The sequence below is a fragment of the Chryseobacterium sp. PET-29 genome (assembly GCF_025736815.1).
GTDB classification, from domain to species: Bacteria; Bacteroidota; Bacteroidia; order Flavobacteriales; family Weeksellaceae; genus Chryseobacterium; species Chryseobacterium nepalense.
Genome location: NZ_CP107053.1, coordinates 2,303,062 through 2,326,313, shown reverse-complemented (window position 1 = coordinate 2,326,313; position 23,252 = coordinate 2,303,062). Strand labels below are relative to the sequence as shown.

The window sequence follows — 23,252 nt, the reverse complement described above, 5'->3', positions numbered from 1 at the left end:
TAAGATGAGATTTGTACACGTTGAAGATTTCGTACATCCTAATGCAGGATACCAGATAAATTTACTTACCAGGCTGCAGGCTTCACAAGGCCATGAGGTGATTATTGTTGCAGGAGAATTAGATAAAATTCCTACATTTCTGACCTCTTTTTTTGGAAAAGATAATATAATAGAAAAAGATAAAAGGTTTGAAGAAGCGACAGGGGTGAAGATTGTAAGGCATCCATTATATGCATATTACAGTGGCAGGGCCATTTTTAAACCGGGCTTGCATAAATTAATAAAATCTTTAAATCCAGATGTCCTTTTTATTCATAATGAAGATACTGTGACCGGTATAAAACTACTTTGGGATTATAAAAAAATGAATGTACCCTATGTTTTAGACTGCCACATGCTGGAAATGGCCTCTGAAAATAAATTCAGAGAATATTTCAGATCTTTTTACAGAAGGTTTGTTACTCCTGTTATTTTAAAAAATAATATACCACTTATAAGAGTAGTAGATACGGATTTTGTAGAAAAACATTATCATATTCCCCTTTCAAAAACAGAATTATTATCTTTTGGAACAGATACGGAATTCTACAGACCGGATCCGGAAGCAAAAAAGAAATTCCGAAAAGAATTAGGAATTGATGATAGCGATTTTGTTGTAATTTATGCCGGAAAAATGGATCCTGCCAAAGGAGGAAAATTTCTTGCAGAATCATTAAGAAAAAAGATTAAATTACAAAATAGAAATATTAGATTTATCATTGTCGGAAATACACCAAAAGATGAATATGGTGAGGAGGTGAACCAATTATTTTCACAGTCTGAAAATAATATTATAAGATACCCTACCCAGACCTATTTTGATCTGGCTAAATTTTATCAGACGGCAGATGTAGCTATATTTCCAAGGCAATGCAGCATGAGCTATTATGAAGTGCAGGCTTGTGAACTTCCTGTTGTTCTTGAGGAAAATGAAATTAATGTTTCAAGGGCAGAAAATAAAAAAGGGATCATCTTCTCAGAAAACTCTGTGGAGGAATTTAGAAGCGCTATTGAAAAATTTGGAAATATGCCTTCGGAAGAATTTGAAGTTTACAAAAAAAATGCAAGAAAAAATATAGTAGATAATTATAACTTTGTGCCTATTGCACAACAGTTTACAGAAGTAATGATAAAAGAACATAAAAGATATCATTTAAAAAACAAACCATGAGCCTGATTACGAAAATAAAAACCAAAGTTAAAGCCATCACTGGCAGAATTACATACCTGAAAAGAAATATAAAGATTCATCATGTGTGGTATGGTAATGATTATGGCGGTTTTTATGTTTGTCCGGAAAAAATTAATAAACAATCCATTATATATTCTTTCGGGGTAGGAGAAGATATTTCTTTTGATGAATCTCTGATAAAAGAGTTTGGATGTCATGTTTTTGCATTTGACCCTACTCCAAAATCCATAAAGTGGATCAGAGAATATAAAACTCCTGAAGAATTTGTTTTCTATCCATATGGAATCGATGATACAACAGGAATAGTAGAGTTTTTACTGCCAAAAAATGACAACCATGTTTCCGGAAGTGTTATTCATCAGGAGAATGTTGATGATAATAAAAAAGTGAAGGCACCTATGAAGTGCCTTACGGATATCGTTCAGGAGCTGGGACATTCTCATATTGATATCCTGAAAATTGATATAGAAGGTTCAGAATATAAAATTTTAGACAGTATATTGTCTGCCCCCGTACAGATAGACCAAATTTTAATCGAAATTCATGAAAGATTTTTTTCTGATGGCAAAGAAAAAACAAAAATACTGCTCGATACTTTGGATAAAAGAGGATACAAATTATTTGGAATTTCGGACGGAATGGAAGAATTATCATTTATAAAGATTTAAATATATAAAATTATCCTTGCATATAATAAGCTAAAAATAAATTAGTTGCAGATTGGCAATGTGATTATGAAGGTATTACAAATAAGCAGTGAAGTAAATATTGGATCTGTTGGCAGAATTGCAGAGCAAATCGGTGAAAATATTTTAAACGAGGGATGGGAAAGCTATATTGCATTCGGCAGAGAGCATTTACCAAGTAAATCTTCAATCTTCAAAATAGGCAATACATTTGATTTTATTTACCACGTTCTTTTAACCAGACTCACCGATAGACATGGGTTTGGTTCTGAAAATGCAACGAAAAAACTTATTGATAAAATAAATGAAATAAATCCGGATATCATTCATCTTCAGCATTTACATGGTTATTTTGTCAATATAGACCTCTTATTTAAATTTTTGACGACAACGAAAGCCAAAATTGTCTGGACGTTTCACGATTGCTGGTCATTTACAGGGCACTGCGCATATTATGAACTGGTAAATTGTGATAAATGGAAAACGCATTGTCACGAATGCCCTCAGTTAAATGAATATCCCAAATCAATATTTACAGATAATTCAAAAAAAAATTATACTCATAAACGAGCGCTGTTTACTTCAATAGATCAAATGACAATTGTTCCCGTTTCCAATTGGCTTGAAGGAGAAGTGAGAAAATCTTTCCTTAAAAACTATAATATCAAAACGATCCATAATGGTATTGATGTTGATCAGTTTACTTACAAGGAAAATAATATTAAGCAAAAGTTCAATATTGAAGGAAAATTTTTAATACTCGGCGTGGCAAGTCCATGGGACAAAAGAAAAGGGCTTAAATATTTTGTGGAACTTGCTGAAAAAATTTCAGATGACTACAAAATAATATTGGTGGGACTAAGTAAAAAGCAGATGAAAAATTTACCTGAAAAAATTATCGGTTTAGAAAGAACTAAAAATGTTAATGAACTGGCTGAACTGTATTCGGCGGCTGATGTTTTTGTGAATCCTACACTGGAAGATACTTTTCCTACCACTAATTTGGAAGCGCAATCCTGCGGAACCCCGGTGATTACTTTTAAAACAGGAGGATCGCCTGAAGCAATTGACTCTTCAACAGGCATTGTTGTTGAAAAATCAAATACAGAGGAATTGGTAAATGCAATTGAGGAGGTGAAAAAAAACACAAAATTATTTTATTCCGCGCACTGCAGGAACAGAATTTTAAGATTGTTTGATAAAAAAAATGCTTTTAAACATTATATAGATTTATACAAAGAACTACTATAAGATGAAGCATCATAAAATAATAAAAGAGATGTTTGTTAATTTCTTGTCTGTTGTAAGTTTATCTATACCTGTCAATAGAAATTCTTATTTTTGCCTTTTAAGCACAATATTATGAGATTAGTTACAATTTTGTTATGCATATTTTCTTTGTCCTGTTTTAAAAACAGTGATTTGAAATTTGATGATAAATTTATTGAAGGACAGGTTGCAGGAAAACCGACCCAATTAAATCAGAAACTTTATGTAGCATTGGTGAATCCTGGTAATGTGTTTAACTCTTTTATACAAAAAAACAATATAGGAGTAGTAAAAGTTCTGGATGAAGGAATGATCATCGGGAGTGGTTATAATGTAGATTACCCAAAGCTAAGCAAAAATATAGAGAGATTATATCCAAACCCTCAGGATACAGGTATGTGTTTTATGGATATTGAAGATCCATATCTTTCGTCCCTACATAATGCAGACATAAGTTCTAAAGAATTCAGAGAGGTTTTAAAAATGTATGTAGATGCTATAAAATTTGGGAAAAAGATGCGTCCAAATGTCAAATGGGGACATTATGGAGTTCCTTTTACAAGATGGGATGATAAGGATTTTCTGGTGAAAAATGATAAAATTGAGGAAATATATAAAACAGTAGACGTATTATTCCCGTCACTTTATTTATTTAAGGATGATAAAGAAATTCCGTTTTCAAAAAACTATGAATATTTATATGATAATTTATCCTTATCCTTAAAAATTGGAAAAAAATATAACAAGCCCGTGATACCCTTTGTGCTTCATAGATTTCATTCAGACAATCCAAGACTGCAGTGGGCTGAGATGGATGATAAATTCTGGAAAAGATATATTCAGTCGGTATTATCAATTAATTATAACGGAAAATATGCACAAGGCATTGTATGGTGGGGTGCAGATACCTATTTTTACAGTAGACCGGAAGGAAAAAATATCAAGAAGAACTTTGTCGGAACTCAGGCTGAATTTATGAGCTATAATGATCCTTTGCTTATAAAAAAAGCTAATATAATACTTGATGTCTTAACAAGCAAGAAATAATGATGAAAAACAGGCCCTATCAGATCTGTACGAAAACAATAATGGATACTACAGATCCTCATATAATATTCAATGAAAAGGGAGAAAGTGATTACTATACCAATTTCAAAGAAAACATAGAACCCAACTGGCATACAGATGAAAGAGGGTATAACGAACTAATGAAAATTGCCGATAAAATTAAAAAAACATCAAAAAATAAAGATTTTGATTGTATTATCGGATTAAGCGGTGGATTGGACAGTTCATATGCTGCCTACGTCGCAAAAGAAATCATGGGAATAAGACCTCTTATTTTCCATGTTGATGCAGGATGGAATACCGACAAAGCGGTTGGGAATATAGAAAAGCTTATCAATGGATTGGGGCTGGACTTATTTACAGAAGTAATCAACTGGGAAGAAATGAAAGATCTTCAGCTTGCATTTTTGAAATCACAGATTTCGGATCAGGACTTACCCCAGGATTATGCTTTTTTCTCTGCACTTTACAAATTCGCGAAAAAACATAAAATAAACTATGTTCTTACGGGAGGAAATTTTTCAACGGAATGTTGCAGAGAACCCGAAGAATGGGGCGGATTTCCAGGTATTGATACTACATTGGTAAAAGATATTCATTCCAAATTCGGCAAAAGGCCGCTGAAAACTTTTCCTCTGGTTGATATTCTTTCCTATAAGATATACTACAAATATGTATACGGAATGGAAGTTTTTAAACCATTGAACCTGGTTCCGTATATTAAAAAAGATGCTGAAAATCTTTTAACAGAAAAATTCGGATGGGAGCCTTTTCAGCACAAACACCACGAATCCAGATTTACCCGTTTTTACGAAGATTACTGGCTGCCGAGAAAATTTGGCTACCAAAAAAGAAAAGCACACTTTTCTTCATTGATCCTCACCGGGCAAATGACACGGGAAGAAGCTTTAGAAAGAGTTTCCAGACCGGAATTACCGGAAGAATTCCTGCAAAGAGAATTCGAGTATGTTGCCAATAAACTGGATCTTACGAAAGAAGAACTTCAGCAGATTTTTGAAGGGGAAAACAAAACGTACAAAGATTATAAAAACAAAATGGGAATCATAAAACTCGGTGCCCAGGCAATGCAAAAACTGGGATTAGAAAAAAGATTATTCAGATGATAACGATTATTGATTACGGGGTGGGAAATATCAATGCATTCGTAAACGTCTACAAAAGAGTAGATGTTCCCGTAAAAATTGCAAAGTCTAAAGACGATCTGCAGGATGCTCAGAAGCTTATTCTTCCGGGAGTAGGACATTTTGACCATGCGATGGCCCAACTTAATAATTCCGGTATGCGGGATACACTCGATGAGCTGGTACTTGGTAAAAAAATACCGGTGATCGGAATCTGTGTAGGTATGCAGATGATGGCAAACAGCAGTGATGAAGGAAAATTAGAAGGACTGAAATGGATTGATGCCACTGTTAAAAAATTTGATGAAACAAAAATTAATCAGGTAACGCGGCTGCCCCATATGGGATGGAATGATGTAAAACCCGTGAAAGAGATGGAATTGTTTAAAGGATTGGAAAAAGATTCCATTTTTTATTTTCTTCATACTTATTATTTTCATTGCCATAATAATGAAGATATCATGGCTGTTACACAGTACGGTGATGAATTTGCTTCAGCGGCACATCACGAAAATAAGTACGGAATACAGTTTCATCCTGAAAAAAGTCACCACTATGGCGAAATTTTATTACATAATTTTGCAAAACTTTAACCATTATCAGCCCGAATGTTAAGACCCAGAATTATACCCAGTCTTCTGATACAGGATAACGGACTTGTAAAGACCGTAAACTTCAAAAATCCGAAATATGTGGGTGATCCTATCAATGCGGTAAGAATATTTAATGAAAAAGAAGTAGACGAACTCGCTATTTTCGATATAGATGCTACCGTTAAAGGATTAGAACCTAATTATAGCCTTATTGAAAGAATTGCCAATCAGTCCAGAATGCCACTCTGCTACGGAGGGGGCGTGAAAACTGTTGAACAGGCTCAAAGAATCTTTGGACTTGGAATTGAAAAAATAGCACTTTCGTCAGCGGTTCTTCAAAATCCCCGTCTCATTACTGAAATTGCAGAGAGAGTAGGTTCTCAAAGTGTAATTGTAGTACTTGATGTTAAGAAAAAACTCTTTGGAGGATATGAGGTTTATACTCACAACGGAAAAAAATCCACGGGAATCAATCCGTTTAAATTTGTGGAAGAAGCCCAGAAACTGGGTGCCGGCGAAATAATCATCAATTCCATAGATCAGGATGGTGTGATGAAAGGCTTCGATATTTCATTAATCGATAAAATAAGAGAAAAAATATCACTTCCCCTTACCGTTTTAGGAGGGGCAGGCTCTTTAAATGATATTAAACAGGTAATAGACAAGCACGGAATTATTGGAGTTGCAGCAGGTAGTTTGTTTGTATTTAAAGGTGTTTACAAAGCCGTTTTGATAAACTACCCTTCTTTCGAGGAAAAAGAAGGTCTAAGACAAAAGTAAAATATGTGTGGAATAGCCGGAATAATATATAAAGATCAGACACAGGTAAAAGAGGAAGCTCTCAAAAAGATGACCGACAGAATGTCGCACAGAGGCCCCGATGCAGAAGGTTTTTTTATTAAAGATAATGTGGGATTCGGACACCGCAGATTGTCGATTATTGATACAAGTGAATCTGCAAACCAGCCTTTTTATTTCGGTGATCAATATGTTTTGATCTTCAACGGGGCTATTTATAATTATATAGAACTCAGAGAAGAGCTTGAAAAAAAAGGGTATCAGTTTAAAACAGATTCAGATACAGAGGTCCTGATTGCATCCTATGATTGCTGGAAAGAAGATTGCGTGAAAAAATTCAATGGCATGTGGGCTTTTGCCATATTTGATGTAAAAAACAATAAAATCTTCTGTTCACGTGATCGTTTTGGAATTAAACCGTTTTACTATTTTACAGATAATAACAAATTTGTTTTTGCTTCAGAAATAAAACCGATACTTGAGATTGAGAAAATCACTCAGGTAAATGTGCAGGTGCTTGTTCAGTTTATTGCCGTTAATCTCACAGAACAGACCAGCGAAACTTTTTTTCAGGGCATCAGCAAACTTTCCGGGTCACATAATTTAGTATATGATCTTGTGAATCATACCTATGAAATCTACAGATATTACGACATCCATTTTAATGAAGAAATTTCAAAGCTTTCTTTAGAAGATGCAGCCCGTCTTTTTGATAAAGAGCTTGAACGTTCCATAAAAATGAGACTAAGATGTGACGTAAAAATAGGATCTGCTTTAAGTGGTGGCTTGGACAGTTCATATATGGCATCCAAAGCATCCAAAATATATAAAGAACAGAAAAAAGAGAAATTTAATGTGATTTCGGTAGGATCAAGAGATCCCAAAAATGATGAAAGCTATTATTCGAAATTGGTTTCAGAACATCTTGACCTAAACCAGGACCTCATATATCCCAGCCAGAAAGAATTCAGGAGAAAAATTAACGATGTCATTATTTCTCAGGAAGAGCCATTTCCCGGATTGTCTATTTATATGCAGAACTTCCTTATGGAAGAAACCAACAAATTAAATATCAAGGTCTTGCTTGACGGACAGGGTGCAGATGAAATTTTGCTCGGTTACAGCAGATATACTGCGGCATATCTCAGGAACCATTCTTTCATAAAAAACCTAAAGTTCCTGCTCAGTGTACCCGGACATTATGATATTTCAATATACAAAGGAATCCTATACTATTTATATTTTAGCGTCTTCTTTGTCAGAAAACTGAGAATATTATTCCGGGCAAAAAATATAAAATCAAGATATAGAAAGAAAATTGATTTTACACTGATGAAAAACCTTACCAATTCATATGCTGATATTTTTAAAATGCAGAGAATTGAGATCTTTTGGGCGCAGATTCCGGAGCTTCTGAAATTTGAAGAGAAAAATTCTATGGCCTTTGGAGTGGAAACAAGACTTCCATTCTTAGATTACAAATTTGTAGAAACATGCCTGTCAATTAATAACAACTTTAAGATCTATGATAAATGGTCTAAATATTTATTAAGAAAAAATATGGCAGGTAACTTACCGGATGAAGTAACGTGGCGAAAAAGAAAAATAGGATTTGATGCTCCTGCAGACAAGTGGTGGCCCTATTCCGAAGAAATTCTGGATAAAATTAACCGGTCTGAAATATTGCAGAAACTGTATTCAAAGAAAATTAAGAAAATTAAAAACAGGGAAATGCAGTGGAAATTATATAATATTGCAGTCTGGGAAGAAATATTTGGTATGAAACTATAAAACCGGAAAAACGAATGCAGATTAAAGATAAAACACTTCTTATTACAGGAGGAACAGGCTCTTTCGGTACAGCTGTCCTCAGAAAATTTATTGATACGGATCACTTTAAAGAAATCCGTATTTTTTCCCGTGATGAGAAAAAACAGGATGATATGAGAAATCAGTTTAAAAATGATAAGCTGAAATTTTATATCGGTGATGTAAGAGACTATAAAAGTGTTGAGCCTGCAACAAGAGGAGTGGATTATATTTTTCATGCTGCCGCCCTTAAGCAGGTACCATCATGCGAATTTTTCCCTATGCAGGCCGTTAAAACTAATGTTGAAGGGACGCAAAATGTAATTGATGCTGCCGTTCAGAATCATGTAAAAAAAGTGATTTGTCTAAGCACGGATAAAGCAGCATACCCTATTAATGCAATGGGTATTTCAAAGGCTATGATGGAAAAAGTAGCCATTGCTGCATCCAGAAATGTTAATGATACAGTGGTTTGTCTTACAAGATACGGTAACGTAATGGCTTCCAGAGGATCCGTAATCCCTTTGTTTGTAAAGCAGATTAAAAACGGAGATTCTATTACTATTACAGACCCCAACATGACCAGGTTTCTGATGTCACTTGAAGAAGCTGTAGACTTGGTATTATTCGCTTTTGAACATGGAAATCCCGGAGATTTATTCGTTAATAAAGCACCCGCCGGAACAATCGGCGATTTGGCACAGGCTTTAAAAGAAATGTTCAAAGCCGATAATCCCGTAAAAATTATCGGAACCAGACACGGCGAAAAATTGTATGAAACACTTTGTACCCGTGAAGAAATGATTAAGGCTGAAGATATGGGGGATTTTTACAGAATTCCGGCCGATAACAGGGATCTAAACTATGCCCAGTATTTTTCAGAGGGAACAGAGGATATCTCCAAAATTGAAGATTACCATTCTCATAACACACATCAGCAGGATGTAGAAGGAATGAAAAAGCTTTTAATGAAACTGCCGCTCATAAGAAAAGAGGTCTTAGGAGAAGACAATATAATGCAATATCCCGATTAAACTATTGAGTTATGGAAAAACCAATGCTTATTCAGGGGAAAAGCTTTGCAGATGACAGAGGAAGTCTTTTTTTTAATAATGATTTCAATGCCTCTCAGATCAAAAGAATCTACTTTATAGAAAACAGAGACACTCAGTTCATCAGAGGGTGGACCGGCCATAAAACGGAACAAAGATGGTTTTCTGCTACGCAGGGGAGTTTTACCATAAACCTGATTAAAATTGACAACTGGGAAAAACCGTCTGAAAATCTGCCGGTTTTAAAGTTTGAATTGAATTCAGAAAATTTAGACATTCTGCATGTTCCTCCGGGATATGCAAGTGCAATTCAGTCTCATCATGAAAATTCAAGATTGCTGGTAATGGCAGATTATGCCCTCGGCGAAATTACTGATGATTACCGTTTTCCTATAAACTACTTCGAAAATTTGAAATAATGAAGAAAATCGGAATTACCGGCCAGAATGGCTTTGTCGGTGCACATCTCTACAATACGCTTGGTTTATCACCGGATAAATTTGAAAGAATTCATTTCGAAAGGGATTTCTTCGAAAATGAAGAAAAACTGGATGAGTTTGTCGCGCAGTGTGATGTGATCGTACATCTTGCGGCAATGAACAGGCATTCTGATCCGGAAGTTATTTACAGGAATAATATTGAGCTTGTAAAAAAATTGATAACCTCTTTAGAAAAAACAAAATCTAAGGCGCATGTTCTCTTCTCATCATCATCTCAGGAAGAAAAAGATAATCTTTACGGCAAATCTAAAAAAGAAGGCCGTCAATTTCTGGCAGAATGGGCAGAAAGATCAGGAGGGAAATTTACGGGGATGGTTATTCCTAATGTTTTCGGCCCTTTTGGAAAGCCCAACTACAATTCCTTTATTGCAACCTTTTGTCATAAACTTACCCATGGGGAAACGCCGTTTATTGATCAGGACGGAGAGGTAAAATTAATCTATGTGGCAGAACTTGTAAAGGAAATCATCAATCAGATTGAAGACGAAAAAGATATAAATTTCTACGAAGTTCCGCATACCTCTGTAAATAAGGTTTCGGAGGTGCTCGGAAAATTACAAAATTATAAAAAATTATATTTTGAAAACGGGGAAATCCCTGCTTTGGAAACTGCTTTTGATTTAAATCTTTTCAATACTTTCCGATGCTATTTTGATATAAAAAATCATTATCCTGTAAAATTTACACAGCATACGGATCCGAGGGGAGCGTTTGTGGAGGTCATAAGACTTGGAATAGGCGGGCAATGCTCATTTTCAACTACAGTTCCTGGAATTACGAGAGGAAACCATTTTCATACACGGAAAATAGAGCGATTTGCTGTTATCAAAGGAAAAGCATTGATACAGCTAAGAAAAATAGATACGGATGAAGTACTGGATTTTTTTCTGGATGGAGCCGAGCCGGCTTATGTAGACATGCCGATCTGGTATACGCACAATATTAAAAATATAGGAGAAGAAGAGCTTTATACTATTTTCTGGATTAATGAGCCTTTTAATCCCGAGGATGCCGATACTTATTTTGTGGAAGTGTAGCCAATGGAAAAAATACAAAGTCTAAAATATTCGCTCATCAGAAATCAGGAAATGTATTTCCTGATATTTGCCTTATTCGGCTATATTTTTGGCTACATAGATCCTTACAATTCCAGTGGATATCCTCATTATATCAATGCATTCATAAGAGCGGCTTTATTTGTGATATCTGTATATTTCATAGGTAAAAATATCTCAATAATTAAAGAAAGAAAAGTATTGGTAGCAGCATTTGTTACTTTTTTCTCTTTTTACCTGTTCAAACTTTATCACACGATTCCGGATCTCAATTTACCGGCAGATGCATTGCAAAAACTGAAATATTCTATTTATTATTTTGGTTTTGTCGTCATACCGGTACCTGTTGTTGCTCTGTTAAGCCTGAATTATGAAAAAATTGATTTTAAAAAATTTTTCCGGATCGTATTCTGGCTTTATTTTATTCTTTTGGCTATCAATTTTATTCATACTCACTTTATTTTTGATAATTATTCAAGTAATGGAAGAAGCGGTATATTCAGATTGTATTACATCACAGTCGGACATTACGGGTTAAGTCTGGTTATCATGGCGCTGTATAGTTTTTTAATTTTAAAAATTAAAGGATTTCAATATATCATTGCAGTTTTTCTCGGGCTTTTTCCCATGTATGTTGCCGCAGCAAGAAGTCCGGTTCTGGCACTGGTAATTATTCTTTTTGTGTTTTTAATGTTATTGAATAAAAGAAAATACTGGATATCTTTCTTTAGTCTTATATTATTATCTTTTCTTGCTTTATATTTTATATATCAAAGTAAAATAGCTGAGGATTTTATTTTTTTTAAAAGATTAAATGCTGCAATTTTTGAAAATAATGCTTCAGGAAGGGCTTTTTACTTAAATAGCGGGATAGAGATATTCAGGGAACATCCTTTAATTGGAGGAAATGCTTTATTAAGTGACGGAGCCTATTCACACAATATTTTTATAGATATATTAATGTCAACAGGATTATTGGGTATGGTGCTCTTTATAATTTATTTTAAATTTGTAATCAGAAGCTTTTTTAAAGTTCTGAAGAATATTTATCAATATAAAGAAAGCGGAATCTTAATTTTCTTTTTCCTGCAGTATTTAATTTTGGCTCAGACCTCGGGAAGCCTTTATTTATCATTTGAGTTGTGGTATTTTGGAGCAGCCGTTATCGGCTTAGGATATATAAATTTTACAAATGAAGAAATTAAAAGTAATAACCGTCGTGGGAACACGGCCTGAAATCATCAGATTATCAAGAGTATTATCTGCTTTAGACGCTTCTGAAGCAGTTGAACATATCATCGTCCATACGGGACAAAACTATGATTACGAACTAAACCAGATTTTCTTTGAAGATCTGGGACTTCGCAAGCCGGATTATTTCCTTGAAGCAGCCGGTAAAACGGCAACAGAAACCGTTGGAAATATTCTGATTAAAATAGATCCTCTTCTGGAAGAACTAAAACCGGAAGCTTTTCTGGTTTTGGGAGATACCAACTCATGTCTTTGTGCGATTCCCGCAAAAAAAAGACAGATACCTATTTTCCATATGGAAGCCGGAAACAGATGTTTCGACCAAAGAGTTCCTGAGGAAACCAACAGGAAAATTGTAGACCATACAGCAGATATTAATTTAACCTATTCAGACATTGCCAGAGAATATCTCTTGCGTGAAGGACTTTCTGCCGACAGGATTATTAAAACAGGATCTCCGATGTTCGAAGTCCTGCATCATTATCTTCCACAGATTGAAAGATCCGATGTGCTCACTCGTCTGAACATTGAAGAAGGAAAATATTTTGTAGTATCTTCTCACCGGGAAGAAAATATTAATTCAGAGAAAAATTTTAAAGGATTAATACAAAGCCTGAATGCAATTGCCGAAAAGTTTGAATTGCCGATCATTGTTTCCACTCATCCCAGAACCAGAAACATGATTGATAAAATGAACGTTGAGGTAAGACCGGAAATTCAGTTCTTAAAACCTTTGGGATTTCACGATTATAATGCATTGCAGATGAGAAGCTATGCAGTTTTATCAGATTCAGGAACAATTTCTGAAGAATCTTCAATTCTTAATTTCAGGGCATTAAACATTCGTGAGGCTCATGAACGGCCGGAAGCTATGGAAGAAGCATCCGTAATGATGGTAGGGCTTTCTCCTGAAAGAATCATGCAGGGACTTGCCCAGCTTCAGCAGCAGAAAATAGGAAATGAAAGGAATTACAGGCCGGTTGCAGATTATTCTATGCCCAATGTTTCCGAAAAGATGGTAAGAATTATCCTGAGCTATACCGATTATATTAACAGGGTTGTCTGGAGTAAAAGCTAATGAAAATTCTTATTGTAACGCAGTATTTTTACCCGGAAAACTTTAAAAGCAATGACCTCGCTTTCGAATTAAAGAAGCGAGGACATGATGTTACCGTACTCACCGGAATTCCCAACTATCCTGAAGGTAAAATATATGAGGGATATGGATATTTTAAAAAAAGAACGCAATATATCAACAATGTCAAGATTATAAGAACATTATTGTTGCCGAGAGGTAGTGGTGGCGGTCTGAGATTATTTCTCAATTATTTTAGCTGGGCATTTTTTGCCTCATTAAAAGCATTGCAGCTATCTTCAAAAAAATATGATGCAATTATAGTGCATGAACCTTCACCCATTACTCAGTTTTATCCTGCGCTGGTTTTAAAAAAACTGCAAAGGACGCCTGTCTATTTTTGGGTAATGGATTTATGGCCCGAAAGCCTTGAAATTGCTGGAGGTATCAAAAATAAATTCATACTCAACTTTTTTACCGGGATGGTGCGGAACTTTTACAAAGAATCAGAAAAAATACTGATCACCTCTAAAGGTTTTGAAAAATCTATTCTGGAAAAAGGCGATTTTAAAAATAAAATTCACTATTTTCCCAACTGGGCAGAAGACACTATATCCTCTGGCAATACAGCATTCCCTATTCCCGAACTTCCGGATGGATTCAGGATTATGTTTGCCGGAAATATAGGCGAAGCTCAGGATATGGACAATATTATGAAGGCAGCTTTATTACTTAAAGAAAATAAAGAAATTAAATTTATTTTACTGGGAGATGGCAGAAAAATGCCTTTTGTACAGGAGTTTATCTCAGAAAATCATCTTGAGAATACTGTTTATACTTTAGGACGTTTTCCTGTTGATGCAATGGCTACCTTTTTTAATGCTGCAGATATATTATTGGTAAGTCTTAAAGATGATCCGATATTCAACCTTACTGTTCCTGCAAAGGTTCAGGCTTATATGAGTTCCGGGAAGCCCATTCTTGCTATGCTGAATGGTGAAGGAGCAGAAAATATCGCTGAAGCACAATGCGGATTTTCCGTTCCAGCGGGTAATAGTGAAGAATTAGCCGCGACAATTGAAAAAATATCACAAATGAAAAAAGAAGATTTGATAATTTTAGGAAGAAATGGAAAACAATTTTATGAGTTAAATTATAAAATGGAACAGTGTATTTCAAATCTTGAAAAACTAATTTCCCAAAAATGAAAACAATTATTACAGGAGCTTCAGGGTTTGTAGGACAAAATCTTTCACAATTCCTAAAGAATGAAAATCATAATGTAGCGACTTTGTCATTGCGGTCCGAATGGACTCTTGACATCAATGCCGATGCCCTGATCCACCTGGCCGGGAAAGCACACGATATTGAAAACAGTTCGGATGCAGAAGATTATTTCAAAATTAATACAGATCTTACAAAAAAAATTTTTGATGAATTTTTGAATTCAAATATCAGAGATTTTATTTATTTTAGCAGCGTAAAGGCTGTCGCAGACTGTGTTGTGGATATTTTACATGAAGACCACATGGCAGAACCTAAAACTCCTTATGGGAAATCTAAATTGCTGGCGGAAGAATATTTACTTTCCAAAGCACTTCCCAGCACAAAAAGACTTTTTATTATTCGCCCTTGTATGATTCATGGCCCCGGAAATAAAGGCAATCTTAATCTTTTGTATAAAATGGTCAAAATGGGCATGCCATGGCCGTTAGGAGCATTTGATAATAAAAGATCATTTTTAAGTATTGATAATGTTAATTTTTTGGTATTACAATTACTTCAAAATAAAGAAATTACATCTGGAATATATAATTTTGCGGATGACGAATTTTTATCAACTAATGAATTGATAAAGATCATTGATGAAGCACTTGGTAAAAGAACAAAGCAATTGAATGTGTATCCGGATATTATAAATATTTTTTCAAAAGTAGGTGATAAAATAAAACTTCCTTTAAACTCAGAAAGATTAAAAAAGCTGACCGAAAATTATAAAGTTTCCAATCATAAAATAAAATCAGCTTTAGATATCAGGCAACTTCCTGTTTCCACAAGAGAAGGATTAATAAAAACTATAAAAAGCTTTCAACACAAATGATAGAATATCTACTGGTTTTCATAACCTTATTCATTTTAATTCAGGCATATTTCGCAATAGCGGATAAGTATAATATTATCGATAAGCCTAACCATCGCAGTGCCCACTCGCAAATTACCCTCAGAGGAGGCGGAATCATTTTTCCGATTGCCTTTGTTATTTTCTCTATAATCAATTATAAAGAAGCAATGAGCATGTATTGGTCTTTCGGGCTCGGATTATTGTCAATTTCCCTGGTCAGTTTCATTGATGATGTCAAAACTTTATCCGGAAAAATAAGAATCACGGTGCATTTTTTATCGGTAGCACTTTTGCTGAATTTTGCAGAGATGTTCAGTATGATGCCGGTCTGGGTTTGGCCGATTTTCTTCATTATAGTGATAGGAACTCTCAATGCCTATAATTTTATGGATGGAATTAATGGCATGACTGGAGCTTACACATTGGTCACATTGTTAACCCTTTTTTATATCAATCGTGATATTATTGCATTTACACAGGAAAATTTTATAATCTATGCCATATTAGCATCCTTGGTTTTCCTGTTTTTTAATTTCAGAAAAAAGGCCAAATGCTTCGCCGGAGATGTGGGAAGTATGGGAATCGGTTTCTGGCTTATTGCGCTTATTACTTTATTGATCATGAAGACACAGGATTACAGATATATACTCCTGTTTTCAATATATGGAATAGAGGTTGTACTGACAATTATAGAAAGGCTGCTCCTGAAAGAAAATATATTTGAAGCTCACAGGAGACATCTGTATCAGCTGCTGGCCAATGAGAAGAAAATGTCTCATCTCGTGATAAGTATACTCTATGCACTTGCACAATTGGCAGTAAATGTATTTTTAATACACTCGAAGCTTCCGGTTTATGCTGTTATTTTAATTATATTTGTTCCGTTTGGCAGCATTTATCTGTTCCTTAAATTAAAACTGAAAAAGAAAGTACAATCAACCGTAATTAAATAATATGAAAATAAAAGAAACTCCTCTGAAAGACTGTTATATAATTGAACCTACAATTTTTGAAGATGAAAGAGGATATTTTTTTGAAAAGTATAATGAAAAAAGATTTGAGGAACTTACCGGAATGAATGGTCATTTTGTTCAGGACAATATATCCAAATCTTCATATGGAGTAATCCGCGGAATTCATTTGCAGAAAGGAGAACATGCGCAGGCGAAATTGGTTTCCTGTCTTGAAGGCCGGGTCTGGGATGTTGCGGTAGATCTGAGGAAAGATTCTCCTACATTCGGGAAATGGTTCGGAATTGAACTTACGGCAGAAAATAAGACACAACTGTATGTGCCTAGAGGTTTCGGACATGGTTTTTCTGTGTTAAGTGAAACAGCCGTTTTCGCATATAAATGTGATAATTTTTACAATAAAGAATCAGAAGCAGGTGTTGTTTACAATGATTCCAATTTAAACATAGACTGGATTGTTCCTGCGGAAGATGCTGTCTTATCCGAAAAAGACCAAATTTTACCCGCTTTTAATCACGAATAGAATTTTAAAATGATATCACAACCACTCTTTAGGGTGGTTTTTATTTTTTATCCAGGACTCTTCAATATTTCGTATCTTTGCCAACTCAAAATCAAAAAGATGCGTACAAAATCTGTAGGGAAGAAGAAAATCAATGTGGTAACGCTTGGATGTTCCAAGAATGTTTATGACTCTGAAGTTTTGATGAGCCAGCTGAAAGCCAATGGAAAAGAAGTTGTTCATGAAGACAAAGGAGATATTGTGGTCATCAATACCTGCGGATTTATAGATAATGCCAAAGAGGAATCCATCAATACAATTCTTGATTATGTTGAAGCCAAAAACAGGGGCGAAGTAGAAAAAGTATTTGTTACAGGATGTCTTTCTGAACGGTACAAACCGGATCTTATAAGAGAAATTCCTGATGTAGACCAGTATTTCGGAACGAGAGATCTTCCGATTTTGCTTAAACATCTTGGCGCAGATTACAAACATGAGCTTGTAGGAGAGCGTTTAACGACTACTCCAAAACATTATGCCTATCTTAAAATTTCCGAAGGCTGCGACAGACCATGTTCCTTCTGTGCGATTCCTCTGATGAGAGGAGGCCACATTTCCACGCCAATCGAAAAGTTGGTTTCAGAAGCTCAAAAACTTGCTAAAAAGGGAACAAAAGAATTGATTCTTATTGCCCAGGATCTTACTTATTATGGATTGGATATCTATAAAAAAAGGGCGCTTGGCGATTTATTAAAAGAATTGGTAAAGGTAGATGGGATTGATTGGATTCGACTTCACTATGCTTTTCCAAGCGGTTTCCCGGAAGATGTTCTTGATATTATAAGAGAAGAACCGAAGGTCTGCAACTATATTGATATTCCGCTCCAGCATATCAACTCGGAGCTGCTGAAATCCATGAAAAGAGGAACTACCCATGAAAAGACAGATGCACTTTTAGCAAAATTCAGAGAGAAGGTTCCGGATATGGCCATCCGTACAACCCTTATCGTAGGATATCCGGGAGAAACGGAAGAGATTTTCCAGGAATTAAAAGATTGGGTGAGAGAGCAGAAATTTGACAGGTTAGGATGCTTCACATATTCTCACGAAGAAAATACCGGTGCTTATGTACTGGAAGATAATATTCCGCAGGAAGTTAAAGAAGCCAGAGTGGAAGAGATCATGGAAATCCAGTCTCAGATTTCCTGGGAAAAGAATCAGGAAAAAATAGGGCAGGTATATCGCTGTATTTTTGACCGTAAAGAAGGAAATTATTTCATAGGAAGAACGGAATACGATTCTCCCGATGTAGACAATACCGTTCTGGTATCTGCAGAAGATACTTATATTTCAATAGGAGAATTTGCTGATGTAAAAATTATTTCTGCTGAAGAATTTGATTTATATGGAGAATTAGTATAATGCATACATATCATTATAATAAAGAACAACCTTGAATGAGGTTGTTTTTTATTTTTAATAGTAAAAGGGGTAAAATAAGCATGAAATGGAATTGTATAATATGCTGATTTTTAATATGATATATTTTTTAATTTTGAGTTAGAGCAGTCATTTCGTTAAATTCGTTAACTTTTTAACTGTTTTTTTAACGTTTTTTAACAATATGGTTTTAATTGTTGATAATCAGCAATTTAAAATATAAATTAACATTTATTTTGGTTTTTATTAACATCCGTTAACATATAAAATAGGCTCGTTAAAAGATTCCTGATACATTTGCCTCGTCAAACAAATAAAAGTTCAAAATGATGAAAAGATTAATTCTCGTAATCATAATGATGATTTCAACCCTTGGTGTTTATTCATTCAAAATGAATGCCATAGATGCGAAAAAAACAAGTTATGCATCGTACTACCACGATAAATTTAACGGTAGAAAAACGGCCAGCGGAGAGATTTTCGATAATGCAAAATTTACTGCAGCCAACAGAACGCTTCCTTTCGGAACAAACATTAAGGTGACTAACCTGAACAATGGTAAAGAGGTAATTGTGAAAATTAATGATAGAGGACCTTACCATTCGTCAAGAGCTTTGGATATGTCTAAAGCTGCGTTCGATGAAATCGGAGATACCGACCGCGGTACGATTCCGGTGGAATATGAAATTGTCGATTAATTTTATGATTTAAATTAAAAAGCCAACTTTCGCAGTTGGCTTTTTTCTTTTATAATGCAATACTATAAACTGATTTCCACAAGTGCAGGACAATGATCGGAATGCACTGCTTCCTTTAATATAACAGCTCTCGTAAGCTTATCTTTTAAAGTATAGGAAGTAAAATTATAATCCAGCCTCCAGCCTTTATTTCGCTCTCTTGAATTTTGCCGGTAGCTCCACCATGTGTAATGATCAGGTTCATTGTTAAAAAACCTGAAGCTGTCAATCAATTCACATTCATTGATGAAATTCGTCATCCATTCTCTTTCCATTGGTAAGAAGCCGGAAACATTCTTTAATCCGATTGGATTGTGAATGTCAATCGCTTCATGACAGATATTAAAATCGCCTGAAATAATAAGGTTGGGAATTTCCTTCTTTAAATTTTTAATATACTCTAAAAAGTCATAGCAGAACTGCATTTTAAAATCCAGCCTTTCGATATTGGAAGCAGACGGAACATAAACGGAAATTGCAGAAAACCCATTAAAATCAGCACGGATTATCCTTCCTTCGTTATCATAGCTTTCAATACCGCAGCCGTATTCCACGTGATTGGGCTTTATTTTAGAAGCTATTCCAACCCCGCTGTAGCCTTTTTTAACAGCCGAATGCCAGTAACTGTGATAACCCAGCTTTTCGAGGCTTTCGATATCAATCTGATCGTTTCCCGCTTTGCTTTCCTGAATACAGATGATGTCAGGATCCGCAGATTTCAGCCATCCTAAAAAATCTTTGGTGAAAGCAGCCCGTATTCCATTAACGTTATAAGTAATTAATCTCAAAATTTAATTTTTTTCAAAAATACAAAGTCTTTATGGTCTTAAAATAGTTTCGGGCGGAAAAATCGAAGATTTTTCCGCCCGAAACATGATATTGATAAAGCCATTGGCAAACTGCCAAAACCATCTGCTATTTAGGTTCCAGAATGCTGATCGGGATAATGCACTCTTCCAGTGAAATTCCTCCGTGCTGATAAGTCTCTTTGTAATAATTCACAAAATGATTGTAATTTTTAGGATAGGCAAGGAAGATATTATTCTTGGCAAAAATATACTTTGAGCTTAAATTTCCTTTTGGTAAAAATAATTTTTCAGGATTGGTAATAGCCCATACATCACTGCTGTCGTATGTTAAGCTTTTTCCTGTCTTATAACGGATGTTGGTTGAAGTTTCTCTGTCACCTACTACCTTGCTTGGTTTTTTAACGTAAACCGTTCCGTGGTCTGTGGTTATCACAAGTTTAAATCCGTTTTCAGCTGCAACTTTAATAATTTTCATTAATGAAGAATTTTCAAACCAGTTTAAAGTAAGTGATCGGAAAGTCTTATCATCACGGATCAATTGATCAACAATATGGTTGTCTGTTTTCGCATGAGAAAGAATATCAATGAAATTATACACGATCACTAAAAGGTCATTGTTTTTATGCTGGTTAAAATCATCATAAATCTTTCGCTCAAAATCTGCATTCAGGACTTTAAGGTATTTCATGGACTTGGAGCCAAGGCCAATCCTTTTCATCTGATCTTCTAGGAAATCACGCTCATATTCATTTTTATTTCCTTCTTCGTTATCGTTAAACCATTTATCCGGGAAACGTTTTTCAATTTCTGAAGGCATAAGCCCTGCAAAAAATGAATTTCTCGCATATTGGGTCGCCGTAGGAAGAATACTGTAATAATAGTCCTCAGAAATCTTGTTGTAATATTTAGTGAATAACGGCTCAATTACTTTCCACTGATCATAACGCAGATTGTCGACCATCAACAGCAGAACTTTTTCCTTTTCTACTTCAGGCTTTACTTTTTCTTTAAAAAGTGTATGGCTCATGATCGGTTTGTCAGAATCGTGGAGCCAGTCTTCGTAGTTGTTTTCGATAAACTTGGCAAACTGGATATTCGCTTCTTCTTTCTGCGATTGTAAAAGATCCGCAAATTCATTGTCTGTAACCTTATCGAATTTAATTTCCCAATTTAAAATTTTCTTATAATATTCTGCCCATTCCTGATAGGTTCTCAGGTAAGAGAGTTCCATCGAAAGATTCCTGAATTCCTGCTGGTACTGAAGAATCGTCTTCTGTTCCACAAGATTTTCCTGTTGAAGATTTTTCTTTAAAGAAAGCAAAATCTGGTTGGGATTCACTGGTTTGAGAATATAATCTGCAATCTGTGATCCGATGGCCTCCTCCATAATGTGTTCTTCTTCACTTTTGGTTACCATTACTATTTTTAAGGAATTATCTTTATCCTTAATCATAGGAATAGCTTCAAGTCCGGAGATTCCGGGCATATTTTCATCAATTAGCGTTAATGCGAATTTTTCAGAATCCATCAGCTCCAAAGCCTCATTAACATTGTTTACAGGGGTTACCTGATAGCCCTTTTTTTCAAGGAATACAATGTGAGGTTTAAGGAGATCAATTTCATCATCTATCCATAATATCTTTTCCGACATAAATTTATTTTTTTACATGGTTATTGTATCAAATTGCCGACCAACTAACATTAAAATCTGCCAAAATGAACATGTGTAAAGTTAAATATAAGTTAATGAAAACTGCAATATTTCCGGATAATAATTATTCAGGAATTTCGGTCCGATTTTTTAATAATGTTTTAAACCATGTTCAATTTTAAAATCCTTAAATTTGTTTCTAAATTCAGACGTTTTCCATGCAGAATAAACTCAAAATCATTAATGATCCGGTTCACGGTTTTATCAGAATCCCACACGAAATCTTATTTGATATTATTGAGCATCCTTATTTTCAGCGGTTAAGAAGAATCGGGCAAACGGGCCTTCTGAATCTTATTTTTCCGGGAGCAACGCATACAAGATTTCATCATGCACTGGGAGCGATGCATCTCATGTTCACAGCACTTGAAACATTGAAACAAAAAGGTGTGAAAATATCAGAAAATGAAGAAAAAGGAGCAATGCTGGCAATTTTAATGCACGATATCGGTCACGGCCCTTTCTCTCATGCTTTAGAGAGTATGCTGATGGACGACTGGCATCACGAGACGCTGTCACTGCTGTTGATGAATCGACTGAATGTTGAGTTTGAAGGAGCGCTTTCCTGCGCTATTGAGATGTTTCAGGGAAGATATCACCGGAAATTTTTCAATCAGCTGATTTCTTCGCAGTTGGATGTAGACAGGCTTGATTATCTGAAACGCGACAGCTTTTTTACAGGAGTTTCGGAAGGCAGTATCAATACCCAGCGCATCATTTCCATGATGAATGTTTGTGAGGAGGGAGAATTGGTAATTGATGCAAAAGGAGTATATTCTATAGAAAATTTTTTAACAGCCAGAATGTTCATGTACTGGCAGGTATATTATCATAAAACATCGGCGCTTGCTGAATTTTTACTGGTGAAAATTCTGGAGCGCGCCAAATATCTTGTTTCTCAGGGAATAGATCTTCCTGCCGGAGATAATCTCAAATATTTCCTTTATCGTGAAAAAAGTGCAGCTACTGATGAAGACGTAAAACGATTTACTCAGCTGGACGATAATGATATTATTCATGCAATGAAACTGTGGCAGAATGCAGAAGATCATATATTGTCATATTGGTGCAAATGTATCATACAGAGGAACATTCCCAGAACAATTATCTCATCACATCCTTTTGAACAGGAATTCATTAAAGAAAAAATAAAAAAAACCAATGATTTTTTCGGAATTGATAATGGAGAAGAGCTTGTTCATGAAATTAAAAGAAAACTTCTGCCTTATGATACAGAAAAACAGCCTATTTATCTCCTTCAGAAAAGCGGAAAAAAAATAAGACTTGAAGAGTCGGAAGATCAGCTTTTATCAGGACTTATGATAAATAAGACCCAACGCTATATTCTCATGTATCCAAGGGATATTTAGAATACATTTTCTTAAATATTATTAAAATTTTACTTTCCGAAAACCAAAAAATGTTTGCGAA

At 35.0% G+C, this 23,252-nt stretch carries 22 protein-coding genes; 20 read left to right on the top strand and 2 right to left on the bottom strand.

The genetic code is table 11. The features are described from left to right. The first annotated feature begins 4 nt into the window (after positions 1–4). The 19 genes from ODE14_RS10285 to ODE14_RS10195 all read left to right on the top strand — a co-directional run bounded on the left by ODE14_RS10285 (position 5) and on the right by ODE14_RS10195 (position 19,262). Entirely contained in the window at positions 5–1,210 is a 1,206-nt protein-coding gene (locus tag ODE14_RS10285) for a glycosyltransferase family 4 protein (RefSeq protein WP_263601386.1), read from the top strand. Further along, on the top strand, positions 1,207–1,899 hold the full coding sequence (locus ODE14_RS10280; RefSeq protein ID WP_263601385.1) for an FkbM family methyltransferase: 693 nt from the start codon (positions 1,207–1,209) through the stop codon (positions 1,897–1,899). The genes ODE14_RS10285 and ODE14_RS10280 overlap by 4 nt, the downstream gene beginning before the upstream one ends. Before the next feature lie 66 nt (positions 1,900–1,965). Next, positions 1,966–3,168: a glycosyltransferase gene (locus ODE14_RS10275; protein ID WP_263601384.1), complete on the top strand. Its 1,203-nt coding sequence runs from the start codon at positions 1,966–1,968 to the stop codon at positions 3,166–3,168. Positions 3,169–3,339: 171 nt separating this feature from the next. Next, on the top strand, positions 3,340–4,233 hold the full coding sequence (locus ODE14_RS10270) for a hyaluronidase (RefSeq protein ID WP_263601383.1): 894 nt from the start codon (positions 3,340–3,342) through the stop codon (positions 4,231–4,233). Beyond that, on the top strand, positions 4,233–5,378 hold the full coding sequence (locus ODE14_RS10265) for an N-acetyl sugar amidotransferase (RefSeq protein WP_263601382.1): 1,146 nt from the start codon (positions 4,233–4,235) through the stop codon (positions 5,376–5,378). Before ODE14_RS10270 ends, ODE14_RS10265 begins: the two co-directional genes overlap by 1 nt. Then, complete coding sequence (hisH, locus tag ODE14_RS10260) at positions 5,375–5,989, top strand: imidazole glycerol phosphate synthase subunit HisH (RefSeq protein ID WP_263601381.1); 615 nt, start codon at positions 5,375–5,377, stop codon at positions 5,987–5,989. Before ODE14_RS10265 ends, hisH begins: the two co-directional genes overlap by 4 nt. A 15-nt stretch (positions 5,990–6,004) precedes the next feature. Beyond that, positions 6,005–6,769, top strand: coding sequence for an AglZ/HisF2 family acetamidino modification protein (locus tag ODE14_RS10255; RefSeq protein WP_248391344.1), 765 nt, complete (start codon positions 6,005–6,007; stop codon positions 6,767–6,769). A gap of 3 nt (positions 6,770–6,772) precedes the next feature. Beyond that, positions 6,773–8,578, top strand: coding sequence for an asparagine synthase (glutamine-hydrolyzing) (gene asnB / locus ODE14_RS10250; protein WP_263601380.1), 1,806 nt, complete (start codon positions 6,773–6,775; stop codon positions 8,576–8,578). A 14-nt stretch (positions 8,579–8,592) separates the two neighbouring features. Then, positions 8,593–9,630, top strand: a complete 1,038-nt coding sequence (locus ODE14_RS10245; protein WP_263601379.1) for a polysaccharide biosynthesis protein — start codon at positions 8,593–8,595, stop codon at positions 9,628–9,630. An 11-nt stretch (positions 9,631–9,641) separates the two neighbouring features. Further along, positions 9,642–10,067 (top strand): WxcM-like domain-containing protein, encoded by a 426-nt coding sequence (locus ODE14_RS10240; RefSeq protein WP_263601378.1) that lies wholly within the window; start codon positions 9,642–9,644, stop codon positions 10,065–10,067. After that, positions 10,067–11,185: an NAD-dependent epimerase/dehydratase family protein gene (locus ODE14_RS10235; RefSeq protein WP_263601377.1), complete on the top strand. Its 1,119-nt coding sequence runs from the start codon at positions 10,067–10,069 to the stop codon at positions 11,183–11,185. Before ODE14_RS10240 ends, ODE14_RS10235 begins: the two co-directional genes overlap by 1 nt. A gap of 3 nt (positions 11,186–11,188) precedes the next feature. Then, complete coding sequence (locus ODE14_RS10230) at positions 11,189–12,439, top strand: O-antigen ligase family protein (RefSeq protein WP_263601376.1); 1,251 nt, start codon at positions 11,189–11,191, stop codon at positions 12,437–12,439. Further along, on the top strand, positions 12,396–13,532 hold the full coding sequence (gene wecB, locus ODE14_RS10225) for a non-hydrolyzing UDP-N-acetylglucosamine 2-epimerase (RefSeq protein ID WP_263601375.1): 1,137 nt from the start codon (positions 12,396–12,398) through the stop codon (positions 13,530–13,532). Before ODE14_RS10230 ends, wecB begins: the two co-directional genes overlap by 44 nt. Further along, positions 13,532–14,737, top strand: coding sequence for a glycosyltransferase family 4 protein (locus tag ODE14_RS10220; RefSeq protein ID WP_263601374.1), 1,206 nt, complete (start codon positions 13,532–13,534; stop codon positions 14,735–14,737). The genes wecB and ODE14_RS10220 overlap by 1 nt, the downstream gene beginning before the upstream one ends. Then, positions 14,734–15,630 carry an NAD-dependent epimerase/dehydratase family protein gene (locus ODE14_RS10215; RefSeq protein ID WP_263601373.1) on the top strand — a complete coding sequence of 299 codons (897 nt, stop codon included), beginning with the start codon at positions 14,734–14,736 and terminating at the stop codon, positions 15,628–15,630. Before ODE14_RS10220 ends, ODE14_RS10215 begins: the two co-directional genes overlap by 4 nt. Continuing rightward, a complete protein-coding gene (locus tag ODE14_RS10210) occupies positions 15,627–16,604 on the top strand; it encodes an MraY family glycosyltransferase (RefSeq protein WP_263601372.1) in 978 nt (325 codons plus the stop codon). Before ODE14_RS10215 ends, ODE14_RS10210 begins: the two co-directional genes overlap by 4 nt. A gap of 1 nt (position 16,605) precedes the next feature. Continuing rightward, complete coding sequence (gene rfbC, locus ODE14_RS10205; RefSeq protein WP_248391372.1) at positions 16,606–17,145, top strand: dTDP-4-dehydrorhamnose 3,5-epimerase; 540 nt, start codon at positions 16,606–16,608, stop codon at positions 17,143–17,145. Positions 17,146–17,244: 99 nt separating this feature from the next. Continuing rightward, the gene (gene rimO / locus ODE14_RS10200; RefSeq protein WP_263601371.1) at positions 17,245–18,546 is read left to right on the top strand and encodes a 30S ribosomal protein S12 methylthiotransferase RimO; all 1,302 of its coding nucleotides are present in this window, start codon (positions 17,245–17,247) and stop codon (positions 18,544–18,546) included. A gap of 344 nt (positions 18,547–18,890) precedes the next feature. After that, positions 18,891–19,262, top strand: a complete 372-nt coding sequence (locus ODE14_RS10195; protein WP_072885186.1) for a septal ring lytic transglycosylase RlpA family protein — start codon at positions 18,891–18,893, stop codon at positions 19,260–19,262. A gap of 62 nt (positions 19,263–19,324) precedes the next feature. Here the strand turns inward: ODE14_RS10195 and ODE14_RS10190 are convergent, their stop codons facing one another. Next, positions 19,325–20,089, bottom strand: coding sequence for an exodeoxyribonuclease III (locus ODE14_RS10190; protein ID WP_263601370.1), 765 nt, complete (start codon positions 20,087–20,089; stop codon positions 19,325–19,327). A gap of 127 nt (positions 20,090–20,216) precedes the next feature. Beyond that, complete coding sequence (locus tag ODE14_RS10185) at positions 20,217–21,761, bottom strand: bifunctional response regulator/alkaline phosphatase family protein (protein ID WP_263601369.1); 1,545 nt, start codon at positions 21,759–21,761, stop codon at positions 20,217–20,219. A 218-nt stretch (positions 21,762–21,979) separates the two neighbouring features. Between ODE14_RS10185 and ODE14_RS10180 the strand changes: the two genes are divergently transcribed. Next, positions 21,980–23,191 (top strand): HD domain-containing protein, encoded by a 1,212-nt coding sequence (locus tag ODE14_RS10180; RefSeq protein WP_248391380.1) that lies wholly within the window; start codon positions 21,980–21,982, stop codon positions 23,189–23,191. Positions 23,192–23,252 lie beyond the last annotated feature (61 nt).